Source organism: Blastomonas sp. RAC04 (assembly GCF_001713435.1).
In the GTDB taxonomy this organism is placed as follows: domain Bacteria; phylum Pseudomonadota; class Alphaproteobacteria; order Sphingomonadales; family Sphingomonadaceae; genus Blastomonas; species Blastomonas fulva.
On sequence record NZ_CP016460.1, the window covers coordinates 386568 to 402418 of the forward strand.

17 protein-coding genes are annotated in these 15851 nt (G+C 65.4%); 7 read left to right on the forward strand and 10 right to left on the reverse strand.

Annotated elements, in window-relative coordinates; all coding sequences use genetic code 11:
- The first annotated feature begins 43 nt into the window (after nt 1–43).
- The 5 genes from ppa (at nt 44) to BSY18_RS02860 (ending at nt 4246) form a co-directional block, all read left to right on the forward strand.
- Entirely contained in the window at nt 44–583 is a 540-nt protein-coding gene (gene ppa / locus BSY18_RS02840) for an inorganic diphosphatase (RefSeq protein WP_054135455.1), read from the forward strand.
- On the forward strand, nt 583–921 hold the full coding sequence (locus BSY18_RS02845; RefSeq protein WP_069049588.1) for a hypothetical protein: 339 nt from the start codon (nt 583–585) through the stop codon (nt 919–921). Before ppa ends, BSY18_RS02845 begins: the two co-directional genes overlap by 1 nt.
- A gap of 161 nt (nt 922–1082) precedes the next feature.
- On the forward strand, nt 1083–2282 hold the full coding sequence (gene sucC / locus BSY18_RS02850; protein ID WP_069051654.1) for an ADP-forming succinate--CoA ligase subunit beta: 1200 nt from the start codon (nt 1083–1085) through the stop codon (nt 2280–2282).
- 288 nt (nt 2283–2570) lie between these two features.
- Nucleotides 2571–3320 carry an electron transfer flavoprotein subunit beta/FixA family protein gene (locus BSY18_RS02855; protein ID WP_054135454.1) on the forward strand — a complete coding sequence of 250 codons (750 nt, stop codon included), beginning with the start codon at nt 2571–2573 and terminating at the stop codon, nt 3318–3320.
- Nucleotides 3317–4246 carry an electron transfer flavoprotein subunit alpha/FixB family protein gene (locus tag BSY18_RS02860; protein WP_069049589.1) on the forward strand — a complete coding sequence of 310 codons (930 nt, stop codon included), beginning with the start codon at nt 3317–3319 and terminating at the stop codon, nt 4244–4246. Before BSY18_RS02855 ends, BSY18_RS02860 begins: the two co-directional genes overlap by 4 nt.
- Before the next feature lie 174 nt (nt 4247–4420).
- Here the strand turns inward: BSY18_RS02860 and purH are convergent, their stop codons facing one another.
- From purH to htpX, 5 genes are all read right to left on the reverse strand, one after another.
- Nucleotides 4421–6010: a bifunctional phosphoribosylaminoimidazolecarboxamide formyltransferase/IMP cyclohydrolase gene (gene purH / locus BSY18_RS02865; RefSeq protein WP_069049590.1), complete on the reverse strand. Its 1590-nt coding sequence runs from the start codon at nt 6008–6010 to the stop codon at nt 4421–4423.
- 5 nt (nt 6011–6015) lie between these two features.
- Complete coding sequence (locus BSY18_RS02870) at nt 6016–7866, reverse strand: heparinase II/III family protein (RefSeq protein WP_083231280.1); 1851 nt, start codon at nt 7864–7866, stop codon at nt 6016–6018.
- The gene (rpe, locus tag BSY18_RS02875) at nt 7863–8525 is read right to left on the reverse strand and encodes a ribulose-phosphate 3-epimerase (RefSeq protein WP_069049591.1); all 663 of its coding nucleotides are present in this window, start codon (nt 8523–8525) and stop codon (nt 7863–7865) included. The genes BSY18_RS02870 and rpe overlap by 4 nt, the downstream gene beginning before the upstream one ends.
- A 95-nt stretch (nt 8526–8620) precedes the next feature.
- Nucleotides 8621–9907, reverse strand: a complete 1287-nt coding sequence (locus BSY18_RS02880; RefSeq protein ID WP_069049592.1) for an RsmB/NOP family class I SAM-dependent RNA methyltransferase — start codon at nt 9905–9907, stop codon at nt 8621–8623.
- Between the two features lie 218 nt (nt 9908–10125).
- Nucleotides 10126–11007, reverse strand: a complete 882-nt coding sequence (gene htpX / locus BSY18_RS02885; protein WP_171900162.1) for a zinc metalloprotease HtpX — start codon at nt 11005–11007, stop codon at nt 10126–10128.
- Between the two features lie 152 nt (nt 11008–11159).
- On the opposite strand from htpX, the gene BSY18_RS02890 reads away from it, so the two are divergent.
- Nucleotides 11160–11339 (forward strand): DUF1674 domain-containing protein, encoded by a 180-nt coding sequence (locus tag BSY18_RS02890; protein ID WP_054136061.1) that lies wholly within the window; start codon nt 11160–11162, stop codon nt 11337–11339.
- A gap of 98 nt (nt 11340–11437) precedes the next feature.
- A complete protein-coding gene (locus BSY18_RS02895; protein WP_069049593.1) occupies nt 11438–11947 on the forward strand; it encodes a DUF2306 domain-containing protein in 510 nt (169 codons plus the stop codon).
- Here BSY18_RS02895 and BSY18_RS02900 read toward each other — a convergent pair.
- The 5 genes from BSY18_RS02900 to BSY18_RS02920 all read right to left on the reverse strand — a co-directional run bounded on the left by BSY18_RS02900 (nt 11940) and on the right by BSY18_RS02920 (nt 15820).
- On the reverse strand, nt 11940–13454 hold the full coding sequence (locus BSY18_RS02900; protein WP_069049594.1) for a PH domain-containing protein: 1515 nt from the start codon (nt 13452–13454) through the stop codon (nt 11940–11942). The genes BSY18_RS02895 and BSY18_RS02900 overlap by 8 nt on opposite strands.
- Nucleotides 13451–13978 carry a PH domain-containing protein gene (locus BSY18_RS02905; RefSeq protein ID WP_054136064.1) on the reverse strand — a complete coding sequence of 176 codons (528 nt, stop codon included), beginning with the start codon at nt 13976–13978 and terminating at the stop codon, nt 13451–13453. Before BSY18_RS02905 ends, BSY18_RS02900 begins: the two co-directional genes overlap by 4 nt.
- 116 nt (nt 13979–14094) lie before the next feature.
- Nucleotides 14095–14688 (reverse strand): hypothetical protein, encoded by a 594-nt coding sequence (locus tag BSY18_RS02910; protein WP_054136065.1) that lies wholly within the window; start codon nt 14686–14688, stop codon nt 14095–14097.
- 80 nt (nt 14689–14768) lie between these two features.
- Nucleotides 14769–15317 (reverse strand): demethoxyubiquinone hydroxylase family protein, encoded by a 549-nt coding sequence (locus BSY18_RS02915; RefSeq protein ID WP_069049595.1) that lies wholly within the window; start codon nt 15315–15317, stop codon nt 14769–14771.
- Nucleotides 15314–15820, reverse strand: coding sequence for a disulfide bond formation protein B (locus tag BSY18_RS02920; protein ID WP_054136067.1), 507 nt, complete (start codon nt 15818–15820; stop codon nt 15314–15316). The genes BSY18_RS02915 and BSY18_RS02920 overlap by 4 nt, the downstream gene beginning before the upstream one ends.
- Nucleotides 15821–15851: the final 31 nt, after the last annotated feature.

Consider the following 15851-nt stretch of genomic DNA (forward strand, 5'->3'; position numbering starts at 1 on the left):
GCACGTCGTTCAGCGGCAAACCAGAACAAAGGCCTCCATCCTTATGCTTATCGATCAGATTCCGACCGGCAAGAATCCGCCGAACAACGTCAACGTCATCATCGAAGTGCCCACGGGCGGCGAGCCTGTGAAGTATGAGTTCGACAAGGCCTCGGGCGCGCTGTTTGTCGACCGCATCCTGCACACGCCGATGCGCTATCCCGCCAACTACGGCTTCATCCCGCACACGCTGTCGCCCGATGGCGATCCGCTCGATGCGCTGGTGATTGCGCGTTCGCCGTTCATGCCCGGCTCGGTCGTGCGCGCACGTCCGATTGCCGTCCTGAACCTGGAAGACGAGCATGGCGGCGATGAAAAGGTTATCTGCGTCCCCGACACCGCGACCTTCCCTTATTACACCGATGTGCGCGAGAAGGACGACATGCCCGACATCGTGTTCGCGCAGATCGAGCACTTCTTCACCCACTACAAGGACCTGGAAGCCGAAAAGTGGGTGCGAATCGGCAAATGGGGCGACGCTGCCGAAGCGCGCCAGGTGATCATCGAGGCGATCGAACGCGCCCAGCAGCACAAGGCAGGCTGATGCGGCTCGGGGCAGGGACGCGCCGCACACTGCCGCCCATGCGGGCGCTGGTGGCAGGCGTCGTCTCTGCCGCGTTGCTGGCAGGCTGTGCGACGCCCGAGGCGCGCACCCGCACCGCGCTCGAGAGAACCGGGCTCAGCCGTCCGGTCTCCGCCTGCATGGCAGGGCGCATGGTCGACCGGCTGTCGCTGGCGCAGCTCCAGCGGCTGGGCCGGCTGGGGCGCCTTCAACGCGCTGGCGACTTTGAAGAATTCCTGCGGCTTACCCGCGCCTTGCGCGATCCGGAGATCCTGGCGGTTGTCAGCTCGTCCGGGCTGGTTTGCACAGTGCGCAACTGACTGTCGCAACACACAGCTCTGCTCAAGCGATTGCAGGGTTTCCTTTAGGGCGCGTCTATGCTTTAGCGCCCCTCACAACCGTTCATCGACCGCTTAATGGCCTGGTGTCGACCGCTTGTGAGTCGCACGCCCGGCCCGCTCAGAAAGGCATGGGATCCTTCATGAACATCCACGAATATCAGGCCAAGGAACTGCTCGCGAAATACGGCATCGGCATCCCCACCGGACACGCCGCGCTGACCGTCGAAGAGGCCGTTGCAGGCGCTGAAAAGCTCCCCGGACCGCTCTATGTCGTCAAGGCGCAGATCCACGCCGGTGGACGCGGCAAGGGCAAGTTCAAGGAACTGGGTGCCGATGCCAAGGGCGGTGTCCGCCTCGCCAAGTCGATCGACGATGTCCGCAAGGACGCCGGCGAAATGCTTGGCAACACGCTGGTGACCATCCAGACCGGCGATGCGGGCAAGCAGGTCAACCGCCTCTACGTCACCGATGGCGTTGATATCGCTGCCGAATACTATCTCTCGATGCTGGTCGATCGCAAGACCGGCCGCGTCGCGATGATCGTCTCGACCGAAGGCGGCATGGACATCGAGGCCGTTGCGCACGACACTCCCGAGCTGATCACCACCATCACCATCGACCCGGCACAGGGCTTCATGCCGCATCACGGCCGCGCCGTGGCGTTCGCGCTCAAGCTGTCGGGCGATCTCAACAAGCAGGCTGCCAAGCTTGCCCAGCAGCTTTACACCGCGTTCATGGACCTCGATTGCGCGATGCTCGAGATCAACCCGCTGGTCGAAACCAAAGACGGCAAGCTTCTGGTGCTCGACACCAAGATGAGCTTCGATTCGAACGCGCTCTATCGCCACCCCAATGTCGAAGCGCTGCGCGACGAGACCGAGGAAGACCCGATGGAGGTCGAGGCCAGCAAGTATGACCTCGCCTACATCAAGCTCGATGGCGACATCGGCTGCATGGTCAATGGCGCAGGCCTTGCCATGGCGACGATGGACATCATCAAGCTCAACGGCATGTTCCCCGCCAACTTCCTCGATGTCGGCGGCGGCGCGAGCAAGGAAAAGGTGACCGCGGCGTTCAAGATCATCCTGTCCGATCCCGCCGTGAAGGGCATTCTGGTCAACATCTTCGGCGGCATCATGAAGTGCGACATCATCGCCGAAGGTATCGTTGCTGCGGCCAAGGAAGTGAACCTGTCGGTGCCGCTCGTCGTGCGCCTGGAAGGCACCAACGTGCAGCAGGGCAAGGACATCCTGGCCAACTCGGGCCTGCCGATCGTCAGCGCCGACAATCTGGGCGACGCTGCCGAGAAGATCGTCGCACAGGTCAAGCAGGCGGCTTGATGCATGTGGCCCCTCTCCCTTGACGGGAGAGGGTTGCGAAGACTTGGCGCTGCAAGCGCCTAGTCGAAGCTGGGAGAGGGTGTCGCGGTGGCAGCGTTGTGTTGCAACCGCCGACCCTCTCCAATTCCGACTGGGCAGTCCTTCGACACGATCAGGACTGCCAAGTCTCCATATCCTCTCCCGTAAAGGGAGAGGAGGGGAGCAGCGCTTCCACCAGCGACTGCACCACTTGACGTTTACGTGAACGGAAACTAAATCTGTCTCACGATCATTAGGGAAGGAAGCGCCATGAAGATCCTTGTGCCCGTGAAACGGGTTATCGATTACAACGTGAAGCCGCGCGTGAAGGCGGATGGGTCGGGTGTCGACCTCGCCAACGTCAAGATGAGCATGAACCCGTTCGACGAAATCGCCGTCGAAGAGGCGCTGCGCATCAAGGAAGCGGGCAATGCGGAAGAAGTCATCGCCGTGTCGGTCGGCCCTGCCAAGGCGCAGGAAACGCTCCGCACCGCGCTCGCCATGGGCGCCGATCGCGCGATCCTGATCGAGACCGACGAGACCGTCGAGCCATTGGCGGTTGCCAAGCTGCTTGCCAAGGTCGCTGCGGAAGAGAACCCCGGCCTGATCCTGCTGGGCAAGCAGGCGATCGACGACGACAGCAACCAGACCGGCCAGATGCTCGCAGCCTTGCTCGGCTGGGGCCAGGCGACCTTCGCCAACACCGTTGCGGTGGAAGGCGACAGTGTCACCGTCGCCCGCGAAATCGATGGCGGCCTGCAGACGGTCAAGCTCAAGACACCGGCGATCGTCACCACCGACCTTCGCCTCAATGAGCCGCGTTATGCTTCGCTGCCCAACATCATGAAGGCGAAGAAGAAGCCGCTCGATGTGAAGACCCCGGCGGATTACGGCGTGGACATCGCTCCGCGCCTGACCACGCTCAAGGTCACCGAGCCGCCGGTGCGCAGCGCCGGGATCAAGGTTGCAGATGTCGACGCGCTCGTCGGCAAACTCAAGGAAATGGGAGTTGGCGCATGAAGACGCTCGTTTGGGTTGAACATGACAATGCGGTCATGAAGGATGCAACGCTGGCTGTCGTAACGGCGGCCAGCAAGCTGGGTGAAGTGCACGCGCTGGTCGCAGGCTCGGGCTGCGCGGCGGTTGCCGATCAGGTCGCCAAGGTCGCCGGTATCGCCACCGTCCACCTCGCCGACGATGCCTCGCTCGCAAATGGCCTGGCTGAGAACGTCGCGCCGCTCGTGGCAAGCCTGATGGCCAGCCACGATGCGTTCCTCGCGCCCGCCACCACCACCGGGAAAAACATCGCCCCGCGCGTTGCTGCCCTGCTCGACGTGATGCAGATCTCGGACATTCTCTCGGTCGAAGGCCCCAAGACCTTCACCCGTCCGATCTATGCCGGCAACGCCATCGCTACGGTCGAATCGTCGGACGCCAAGCTGGTGATCACCGTGCGCGGCACCGCGTTCGAAAAGGCCGCGACCGAAGGCGGTTCGGGCACGGTCGAAGCGGTGGGCGGAGCATCGGACTCGGGCCTGTCGACTTTCGTCAGCGCCGAGATCGCCAAGAGCGAGCGTCCTGAACTGACCAGCGCCAAGATCATCGTCTCGGGCGGTCGTGCGCTGGGTTCGGGCGAGAAGTTCGAGGAAGTCATCACCCCGCTGGCAGACAAGCTGGGTGCCGGCATCGGTGCGTCGCGCGCTGCGGTCGATGCGGGCTATGTCCCCAACGACTATCAGGTCGGCCAGACCGGCAAGATCGTCGCTCCCGAAGTCTATGTCGCGGTCGGCATCTCCGGCGCGATCCAGCACCTTGCGGGCATGAAGGACTCCAAGACCATCATCGCCATCAACAAGGACGAGGACGCTCCGATCTTCCAGGTCGCCGACATTGGCCTGGTCGCGGACCTGTTCACCGCGGTTCCGGAGCTCACCGGCAAGCTCTGAGCTGCGGCTGGTTCCTGAAAATACGAAACCCCGGCGGGCAACCGCCGGGGTTTTTGTTTGCAGGTTAGGGTGGAGGCGACACCTTCGACAGGCTCAGGTTGAGCGGATGAGGCTAGATGACCCGGTCTTCTGGCGTCCGCTGAGCCTGAGCCCATCGATAGGCCCCGGCCGCCATCAATGCCGGAAGTGGCGCATTCCGGTGAAGACCATCGCCAGGCCTGCCTCGTCGGCGGCCGCAATCACTTCGTCGTCTCGCATCGACCCGCCGGGCTGGATCACGGCCGACGCGCCGGCCTCGACCGCCGCTAGCAGCCCGTCGGCGAAGGGGAAGAAGGCGTCGGAGGCGACCGACGATCCCTTGGTGCGCGGTTCGGACCAGCCATAGGTCTGCGCCGCTTCGATCGCCTTGGCACCGGCGATGCGCGCTGAATCGCGGCGGTTCATCTGGCCGGCGCCGATGCCTGCGGTCGATCCGTCCTTGGCGTAGACGATGGCGTTGGACTTCACATGCTTGGCCACGGTCCAGGCAAACAGGCAGTCGGTCAGCTCCTGATCGCTCGGAGCGCGCTTCGTCACGACCTTGAGGTCGTCGCGGGTGATCCGGCCATTGTCGCGCGACTGGAACAGCGCGCCGCCCGCAATGGTGCGCAGGCCCATGCCGCCGCGCGCAGGGTTGGGCAGGTCACCGGTGAGGATCAGGCGCAGGTTCTTCTTCTTGGCGAACACGGCCTTGGCGGCGTCATCCGCATCGGGCGCGCAGACGACTTCGGTGAAGATGTCGCTGATCGCTTCGGCCGTCGGGCCGTCGAGTGGCCGGTTGACCGCGATGATGCCGCCGAAGGCCGAGACGCTGTCGCACTGCAAAGCCGCCTTGTAGGCGCTTACGAGATCGTCGCCGCTCGCAACGCCGCACGGATTGGCGTGCTTGACGATCACCACGGTGGGCGGGCCATCGCGGAATTCCGCGACCAGCTCGAGCGCGGCGTCGGCGTCGTTCAGATTGTTGTAGCTCAGCTCCTTGCCCTGCACCTGGCGGTGGTCGGCGAGCGATCCGCCCGGCGCGAAGGCGGGCAGGTACAGCGCCGCGCTCTGGTGCGGGTTTTCGCCATAGCGCAGCGCCTGACCCTTGCGGAAGGGCACAGAGAGCTTTTCGGGGAACATCTCGCCCTGGTCGGCAAAGGCGAACCAGCTGGCGATCATCGCGTCATATTCTGCCGTTGCGGCATAGGCCTTGGCGGCCATCTTGCGGCGGAACGCGAGGGTGGTCGCGCCGTTTCCAGCCTCCATCTCGGTGGTCAGCGTCGCATAATCGGCAGGATCGGTGACGATGGTGACGAACGCGTGGTTCTTGGCCGCAGAACGCACCATGCTGGGCCCGCCGATGTCGATATTCTCGATGATCTCGTCGCGCTCGGCGCCCTTGGCGACGGTCGCGGCAAAGGGGTAGAGGTTGACCACCACCAGATCAATCGCCCCGATGCCGTGCGCTGCCATAGCGGCGACATGCTCGGCATTGTCGCGCACCGCGAGCAGTCCGCCGTGCACCATCGGGTGCAAGGTCTTCACGCGGCCGTCCATCATCTCGGGGAAATCGGTGATTTCCGAGATGTCGCGCACGGCAAGGCCCGCATCGCGCAGCGCCTTGGCAGTGCCGCCGGTCGAGACCAGTTCGACGCCATGCGCCGCAAGGCTTGCGCCGAGTTGCGCCAGACCGCTTTTGTCCGAGACGGAAAGCAGCGCGCGTTTGATCGCAATATCAGTCACTTCGGTTATCCCATATGCTTGAGCAGCCAGCCATAATTGCCACCGCCGCTGGACACGGATCCGGTAAGCACGATCTGCTGGCTGGGCTGGATTTGCCCGCGGTCATCGACCCACAGGCTTTCTTCAAGAGTCACGCTGGCAGATGCCGAGCGGAATTGCCACAGCGAGCCATCGGCGATGCGCAGGAACACGCCCATACCATCACTCGCCAGGTGCGCCTCGACATCCAGCCCCAGATGGAAGCGGATCGCGAACGGCATCTCGGAAGGCTTGCTGCGACCGAAGCCGCGCTTTGCGGCGGGCAGCAATACATCCTCGCCGCGCAGTTCGCGTCCGTCTGAGCGCAGGACCAGCAGGCGGCGATGGGTGAGGCCATAACGCTTGGCATAGCCGTCATGGCTCATGTCGAGGCGCACCGCATCGTCGGTATCGCGGCGGTCGAGTTCGACCAGCCCAACGCCCTTGCCGAGCTGGCCCTTGGGCAGCACCGCGGTGCTGTTGGTATCGTCGAGGCACAAGGTCGAATGCGCGGCGGTGGCACGCAGCCCCCGGCTCAGCGATGCAGGAATGTCGGCAGGCAGCACGCCCGCGCCGCCGCAATTGACGATGATCCGGTGCGGGCCGTGGCTCATCTCGAAGGCGAGGGTGGAGGCACAGCCGGTGACCGCGTGCCGCGCCATCGGCGGGGTTCCGGCATCGACCAGCACCACCGTGCGTCCGGCGGGAATGCGCTGGAAGCCCCAGTGCCGTGCCTGGCGCAGCGGGCGCGAGCGGACGCCGGTGGCGCGGATCAGCGTGGTCATCGCCTCTGCGGGGATCGCGGCTGAACCCTGCCAGCTGCCCAGCGAGCCATCATGATGGGTCAGCCCCTGCAACGCCGGAACCGCGCGGCCCAGCGCCAGCTCGATGATCGGCGACAGCAATTCATTGCGCGCGGCATACACCGATTTGAGCATCGCCAGCACGCGGATGGCCTCGATCTGCGCCAGCGGCGAGCGCGACAACGCGCCGCCATCCTCACCCATGAAGGTTTCGATCGCGCGCTTGAGGCCTGCCTCGCCGAAGATGCGGCGCGGCTCGCCATCGGGGAGCAGCAGCGCGGCTGCGACCACGCCTGTCCATGCGGTCAGCCTTGCCAGCCCCTCGGGTGCCTTGTCGGCGACATGGTCGAGGTGCCGCGCGGTGCTGGCGAAATTGCGCAGCACGCGCGAGCGGTACACCAGGTCGCTGCTCGACAGGATCAGCGGCGCGTGCGCGGCGCAGTTGAGAATGCGGCGCGCGGCGATATCGGCGCGCCAGGCGGGATCGGAGACGGTTTCCAGATGCGCGTCGAGCCAGTGATCGACCAGCGACTCGGCAATCGGAACGCAGGTCTCGCGCGGGGCCGCAGCGGCAAGGTCGCGCAGCCAGGCAAAGCTGTGGATGTAATCGATCGCCTCATCGGGTGCCTTGAGGCTGGCATAATCGAGCTTGGTGGTGGGGATGCGCGCGCCTGCGATCTGGAAATGCCCCGCGCGGATCGCCTTGCCGCGCCGCGCATCGCCGGTGAACGGATCGTCGGGCGCGGCCAGCAACCGCAGCGGCGAGCGGCCCTTGAGCCGCAATTTGTGCAGCGGCGTGCGCCAGGTCAGCCGATAGAAATAATGCACCACGCTCTCGGTAAGCGAAAGGCCGCGGTCGTTCTCGAGCCGGATGAGCTGCTTGCGCTCGCCTTGCGCATCGGATTCGCTGGCGTGGATCAGGTCGGGTCGGGTTTCTGTCACATCGCTGCCTATCATCGGCAACTGCCGCTCGGATTCGCTGGCCTGGGCAGCAAGGGCGCCTGTCCGGCGGCTATCGGACAGGGCTTCGGTCATTGGCCTTTGAGCGCCCGGATGTTGGCGGCGTAATGGTCGGGGCCGCCCTTGAAGGTCGCGGTGCCCGCAACCAGTGCGTTGGCCCCTGCATTGACCGCCTGGGACGCGGTGACCGTATCGATGCCGCCGTCCACCTCCAGATCGATGTGCCGCCCGGTCTTCGCGATCATCTTGGCGATCGCCTCGATCTTGCGCAACTGGCTGGAGATGAAGCTCTGGCCACCGAAGCCGGGGTTGACGCTCATCACCAGTACCAGATCGACATCATCGATAAGGTAATCGAGCATCTTGGCGGGAGTGGCGGGATTGAGTACCACGCCTGCCTTCTTGCCCAGCGACTTGATCAGCTGGACGGTGCGGTGGATGTGCGGGCCGGCCTCGGGATGGACGGTGATGATGTCGGCGCCCGCGTCGGCAAAGGCTTCGACATACTGGTCCACCGGTGAAATCATCAGATGGACGTCGAACGGCTTGGTCGTGTGCGGGCGAAGCGCCTTCACCACGGCAGGGCCGATGGTGATGTTGGGGACGAAATGCCCGTCCATCACGTCGATGTGGATCCAGTCGGCACCCGCAGCATCGATCGCGCGGACTTCCTCGCCCAGACGCGCGAAATCGGCGGAGAGGATCGACGGAGCTATCAGTGGGGGCTGCGACATAGGCTTAGGCGCTTAACCCTCAACATCTGGTGGAGCAAGGTTTGTCCGCAGGCTTTTCCACATGATTTGGCCCATCACCGGACAGGCGATGCAATTTATGCCGTGCGGCGCAGCCTGGCCATGAAGAACCCGTCCAGTCCGCCTGCCTCGGCGAGCATACCGGGCAGCGTGCGCACCTGCCCGAGGGCGTCGGGCGCGACTCCTGCCGGCAGCTCGTCGGCGCGGACCGGATCGATCGCAAAGCGGCTGTCGGCGGCTAGGAACTGGTCGATCACCGCTTCGCCTTCCTCTGGTTCCAGCGAGCACACGGCATAGACCAGCACGCCGCCGGGCTTGACCCAGTTGGAGGCACGATCGAGCAATACCGCCTGCTGTTCGGCGCGCTCCTCGATATGGCGCGGCGCGATGCGATAGAGCACGTCGGGGTGGCGGCGGAAGATTCCGGTGGCGCTGCACGGCGCATCCAGCAGCACCGCATCGGCCTGCTCGTCGGGGCGCCATTCGAGCAGGTTGGCGGTGACGGTCTGCGCCTCCAGCCCGGTGCGCTTGAGGTTCTGGCGCAGGCGGCGCAGGCGTTTTTCGGAATTGTCGAGCGCAGTGACATTCCAGCCGGCGGCGGCCAGCTGCATCGTCTTGCCCCCAGGCGCGGCACACAGATCGAGCACGTGCCCGCCCCGGCTCGTGCCTAGCAGGCGCGCGGGCAGGCTCGCCGAGATGTCCTGCACCCACCAGCCGCCCGCTTCGAAGCCGGGAATCAGTTCGACAGCGCCGCCACGCTGCAGCCGGACATGGCCTGGCATTAGACTGATGCCGCCGAGTTCCTGCGCCAATGCATCGGTTCCGGCGGAGTCGGCCAGCGCCAGATCCAGCGGCGGCGGGGTGCCCAGAGCAACGCCTGCGGCCTCGACCATGCCATCGCCCCAGGCCGCCTGCCAGCGATGCGCGGTGGCGGGCGGAAGCTCGGGCGCGGGCAGGGTGACACCTGCGCGCATCAGGCTGCCGAACACGCCATGCGCCAGCTTGCGCGGGCCGCCCTGCAGCAAGGGCAGCGCCGTGGCGATCGTCGCATGCGGCGGGGTTTCCAGCACCAGGGTCTGCGCGAGCATGATCCGCAGCACCATCCGCGCCTTGGCATCGTCGGCCAGCGGCAGCCGGGTCATGCTGTCGATCATCAGGTCGAGCCCGGGCAGATGCCGCAGCACTTCGCCGGCGATCGCCATCGCGAGCGCACGGTCGGATCGCTCATCGATCCCCTGGCACGCCGCATGCTGCGCTGTATCCAGCGACTCGCCCCGCCGCATGACGGCATCGAGCATGCGCAGGGCGGCCTGGCGGGAGGGAAGGCCGGGGGTGGCCTCGGGAGCGGGGGTGCGGTTGGTCATCGGGGCGCGTTAGGCGCAAATCGATGCTGGGTTAAGCCCATAATCAAATCCTCCCCCAGCTTGCTGGGGGAGGGGGACCGCCCGCGCAGCGGGTGGTGGAGGGGTGGCGGGATAGTGATCCCGCTCAGCCGCTGTTCCATCTCGCTTCCCCTCCACCCCCGACCTACGGGCGGCGGTCCCCCTCCCCGAGACAAGTTCGGGGAGGATTTGCGATACTGTCACCCCCGCCCCAGCGGGTCGAGCGCGCTGCCGCGGCGTGGCTGCGTGGGGGCAGGCGCACCCCCCATGTCGCGCGCGATCGCTTCCAGCGCGGCGATGCGGTCGCCGGTGTCGGGGTGGGTCGAGAACAGTGCCCGCACGCCCGAGGGCACGATATACAATTGTGCCGCAGCCGGATTGCGCTCGACCACCGGGTTGGGGATGCGCTGTGCCTGGCTCGATATCCGTGCCAGCGCCGAGGCGAGCGCCATAGGCTTGCCGCTGATCTCCGCGCCGCCACGGTCCGCGCCGAACTCGCGCGTCCGGCTGATCGCCATCTGCACGATCATCGCCGCGAACGGCGCCACGATCACCGCGAGAATTGCCGCCCAGGGGTTGCGGTTGTCGTCGCGGAAGAACAGCCCGAAATTGGCGAGCATCGAGATCGCGCCCGCAATCGTCGCGACCATGGTCATGATCAAAGTGTCGCGGTTTTTCACATGCGCCAGCTCATGCGCCATCACGCCCTCGATCTCGTCGCGGCTGAGCATATTGAGCAGACCGGTGGTGGCGGCGACGGCGGCATTCTCGGGGTTGCGGCCCGTGGCGAACGCATTGGGTGCGGCCTGATCAATGACATAGACGCGCGGCATCGGCAGCCGGCCACGCTCGGCAAGCCGGGCGACCAGATTGTAGAAATCCGGATGGCTCTGCGCGTCGATCTCGACCGCGTTGTGCATCTTGAGCACGATCTTGTCGGCGTTCCAGAAGGTGAACAGGTTCATGCCCGCCGCAAACAGCAGCGCAAACACCGCACCACCCGATCCGCCCAGCGTGTAGCCCAGCGCCATGAACAGCGCGGTCAGCGCTGCCAGCAGCATGGTGGTCTTCATCCCGTTCATCGTTCTTCTCTTCAATCCTTTTGCACCGGCGCAGCCAACCGCTTCACATTCGGGTGGTCTGCCCCATATTGCCTTCATCAGATGTAATATCGCGCGCGCCGCTTTCAATCGGGCCTGCGCCCAGACGCTAAACACCACGAGGATCCGCTTCCATGCCCGAAACTCCCCGCGCAACCCGTCGTCCCGATCACGTCAAGCCGCCTGCGCATTGGGCCAAGTCCGTCCCCGTTCCCGCGCCACAGCCGATTTCCGACGATCAGGCCGAAGAGGCCGCACGCGGCCCGACCCGGTTCGGCGACTGGGAGCTCAAAGGCATCGCGATCGATTTCTGACGCCCCCAATCCTGACCTTTCCGGGTGAGGAATTCGTTTGCGCACCCCGCTGTGATCGGTCCATATCCGATCACAGGGGCAACGGGGGCAAGTCCATCATGGCCAGTTTAGCAGGATCGCCCGTCGGGCCGCGCACGCTCGCGCCCGATCGGTTCGAACAGGTGATGGCGCTTGCGGCAATGTTGCTGCTGGGGTGCGTGATCGTCGCGGTGACCAAGGGCGTGGACGGTCTGGCGAAAGTGCCGCCGTTCATCCTGCTGCATCTGGCAACCATCACCATCGCGCTGGCGCTGACCCCGGTGATGCTGCTGCGCCCGCGCGGCGACCGCAGCCACCGCCGGCTCGGCACCATCTGGGTGCTGGCGATGTTCTCCACCGCCGCGCTGTCGTTCGGCATCCGCACCAACCAATGGGGCGGGTTCAGCGTGATTCATATCCTGTCCGTCTGGACCGTGATCCAGGTGCCGATCATCTGGTGGACCGCGCGCAATCACGAGATCGCCCGTCACCGCAGCGCAGTGCGCGGCATGGTGTTCGGGGCGCTGCTGATCGCCGGGTTCTTCACCTTCCCCTTCGACCGGATGCTGGGCCGCTGGCTGTTCAGCTGAGTGCGAGCAAGCGGCTCCGCAGCGCGATCGCGTCATCCAGCGGGATGGCGTGGATGGTGACCGGTGATGACCGTCCGGCAACCCCGATTTCGATCTCGGCCAGGCCGATGAAGCGGCCCACCGCGCTCTGCGTGATGTCGACGCTTTGCACCCGGCGCAGCGGCAGCAGCGTCAGGCGCTGCGCCCAGAAGCCGTCGCGGACATAAAGCTGCGTGCCTTCCAGCGCATACCGGTGCGCGCGCCAGTGCAGCCTGCTGCACAGGGGCACGGCCGGCAGCAGCGCATAGAGCAGAAACAGCCACGGATTGGCGAAGGTCGCCGATACGCCGATGCCGATCATCGGCACAGGCAGCGCGAACACCAGCGGCACCCACCACATCGCCGGGTCGACGGGCTGCATCTCGGGATAATCGGTGTCCCAGCGGATACCGGTCTCGTTCAGTATCGCGCGCACCTCATCGGCATGCGCCAGCGGAGCGATGGCGTGGTCGCTTTCCTTGTCGCTGTCGCTGGCGAGGCTCTGGACCTTGAGTTCGAACCAGCCCAGCCGTCGCCGCAGCGGGCCAGTGGCGATGACCGCAGCCTGGATGCGGTGCAGCGGCATCACCACATCGGTGAGCGTGATCAGCCCGCGCCGCCTGCGAAACCCGGTTTCGGTGCGGTCGAGCCGGAAGCCGTGTTCGCGCAAGACCGTGCGGATCACGCCGCCTAGCAGCCCGATCACCAGCAGGCTGAACAGCGCAGCGATGATCGACATCACTCGGGCGGCGATGTCGAGCGCGGCAAACAGGTCCTCCAGCCCCAGCATATCGAGCAGTCGGCGCGGATCCCAGATATCGCCCGGCAGCAGAAAATCGAGATTGTTGACCAGTGCACCAACGAGCGCGAAGAACACCAGCGAGAAATTGAACACGCCGGCGGTCAGCACCCGGCGGGTGTCCATCGCGAACATCGGCCTGGTTTCGGCCGCGGCATGCGTGAATTCCGGCGCGGCTTCAGCTGCAGGCTCGGCGGTCTCCTGCGCCGCCTTGCGCAGCCTGATGACATCGCGCAACCGGCTCGCTTCGGCCAGATCGACCGAATCGAGCACGCCTTCATCGCCGCTGCCGCTGCTCCCGGTTTCCAGCCGCACCTTGGCCATGCCCAGCATCCGGGCGAGCAGGCCCTGTTCCAGATTGACGTCCTGGATGCGTTCGTAGGGGATCGAGCGGACATTGCGGCTGATGATGCCGCTGGCGATGCGCAGTTCCTCCTCGCCCAGCCGATAGGAAAAGCGCCACCATTTCCAGAATTCGGTGCCGAACATCGCGACGATCGCAAAGAAGGCGATCAGCGCGACCCAGCCGCGGATTTCGTCCGGCCCGCTCAGTCGCAGTGCGATCAGCCCGATGATCGCCTGGGGCAGTTGGCGCGACAGGTTGAGCAGCAGGGTCAGCGGGTGCAGCCGCCGTTCGGTCGCCGTGTCGGCGATCGGGACGGGCTGCGGGGCGATCAGCGTTCCGTTCATTCTGCCTCGCGGCGGATGTGCAGCCGCATCGCGTCGCGCATCGCTTCGGCATCGGGGCGGGTCAGGCCGGGCAGGGTGACGATCGAATTGTGGGTGCCTGCGGTGTGCACCGTGAGGCTGGCGAGGCCGAACAATCGTTCGACCGGGCCTTGTGCCACATCGATATGCTGGATGCGCTTGAACGGCACGATGGTATCGGTGCGGAAAAGCCAGCCGCGCGCCACTCGAAGCTGTTCGTCGGCGCCACTATAGCCCCAGCGGCGCCATTTGCGCTGGGGGAGGAAGACAATCACGAACGCACCGAACGCGAGCACCGGTGCCAGCACCGCGCCCTGTTGCATGCCGCCTTTGACATGCATCACCACCTCGACCACTCCAGCCCCCACCACCACAGCCAGCACCACCAAAGCGGTCATGATGCGGATGACGTTGCGATAGGCAGGCTCGACCGGTTGCAGACCGGCGTCGAGCGCCGACACCGACGGGACCGGCTGATCGAATATCTCGGCCAAGGATGACGACATGCTCCAACCCACTCCCGAATAAGGCCCGAGGCAAAGGCCGATGGCCTTCGCCCGCACCCTATATGGGCGAGGTGTGTTAGTCGCGCAAGTCGGTAGATCGCCGGGCGCGGACGCGCTTATTCGGGCGAGGGGGTTTCCGGCTCGGGCTTGCGCTCGGGTTCAAGGCCATCGGCTTGCGCCCGCATCGCGGCGGCAGCCGCTTCGCGCTCGGCCTTGCGCGAATCCAGTTCGGCGGCGATTTCATCTTCACGCGCTTCGACCGCGGCAGCATCAGCATCGATGTTGGACAGGCGGCGCTGGCGCTCTTCCTCGATCAGGCGGCCTGCAACGACTTCCTCGCTGGTCTTCTTCTCGAGCCGTGCGGCCAGGCCAAGCTGCTGGCTGCAGCCGGTGAACCCGCCCGCGCCGACCGGCGAGCAGCTGTCGGTGCCGAAGTTGCCGACCGTTTCCATCGAGCGGACCCGCTCGGTCCACGAGGTGTTGGCGATCGAATTGGGGTCGCTGCGCAGCTTCTCGGGAATGCGATAGCGCTCCTGCTCGTCCATCCGCATGCACACGACGATCTCATTGGGGTTGGTCGAAGGCTCGCAGGCATCGCTGCCATAAACGATTCTCTGGACCACCTTGTCGCCAGCAGCATCCTGAGCGGAGGCCGGCGCGGCGAAGGCCGTTCCAATAAGCAGCAGGGCTGCCAGGGTTCCGGTCTTCATCGTCAGTCTCCTCAAGATCAGATCAGCAGTGTCGGCCTGTATCCGCCCGTGCATGAACGAGGCGTGACGCTTTGGCCAGATCAGATACGCTTGGAAAGCGCGATTGCCGCGCGGCAGCCCATGCGGATCACCGCGCTCATCACGGGATAGCCCACCGCCTGTTCGGCGCCCTCGGCCAGCGCGCGCTCCTTGTGCTCAAGCTCTTCGTTGCGGAATTTCGCGATCGCCGCGCTGAGCTCGGGATCGCTGTCACCCAGTTCGTCCAGCTGCTCGGAATAATGCCGGTCGATTTCGGTCTCGACCGCGACGGTGCAGGCCATCGCCGCCTTGGGACCGATCAAAGCGGTTACCGCGCCGAGGCCGAAGCCTGCGACATTCCAGAACGGCTGCAATGCGGTAGGGCGGACCCCGCGCTCGGCCATCATCCGGTCGAAGAACGCGCGGTGCACCTCTTCCTGCTCAGCCATCCCGGCGATCGCACGCGCCTCGGGCCCGGTATCGCCCATCACCGCGCGCTGGCCGGCATAGATGCGGGTCGCGCCATATTCCCCGGCCTGGTTGACCCGGATCATCTCGGAAAGATCGATCTCGCGCCTGGCGGGGTTGAGCGGCTCGTTTTGGTGGGTCATGCGACTATGGTTCCCGGCTGTTTGCGGCGTAGCAGCAGATAGATGGCGGCCGCCCCGGCCAGCGACAAGAGGAAATTATAGCCTGCGAGCGAGATGCCGAACATCGACCAGGGCGCCGCGTCGCAGCGTACCAGAGGCGCTGCCATGATCGAGTTGAGCACGTCGTCGGTGGTGGCCCCTGCGGGCACCGAGGTGGCGCAGCTGGTAAGGCCTTCCCACCAGCCATATTCGACTCCGGCGTGAAATCCGCCGATCAGCCCGCTGGTGGCGATGGCGATCGCGGCAAGCGCCGCCATGCCAACGGCCAGGCCCTGTACGCGCCGCACCGAGAGCACCGCAATGCCGCCCAGCGCCAGCGCAGCCCAATGCGGCCAGCGCTGCCAGTAGCACATCTCGCACGGGTAAAGCCCGAAGACATATTGGCTGACCAGCGCCCCCCCGAGCAGGAATGCAGGGATTAGCAGTGCCAGCCAGGCAGCGATACGCGGCGCGCGCGAAGTCATGTCAGATCAGGCCCCCGAAACAAGCAAGGAA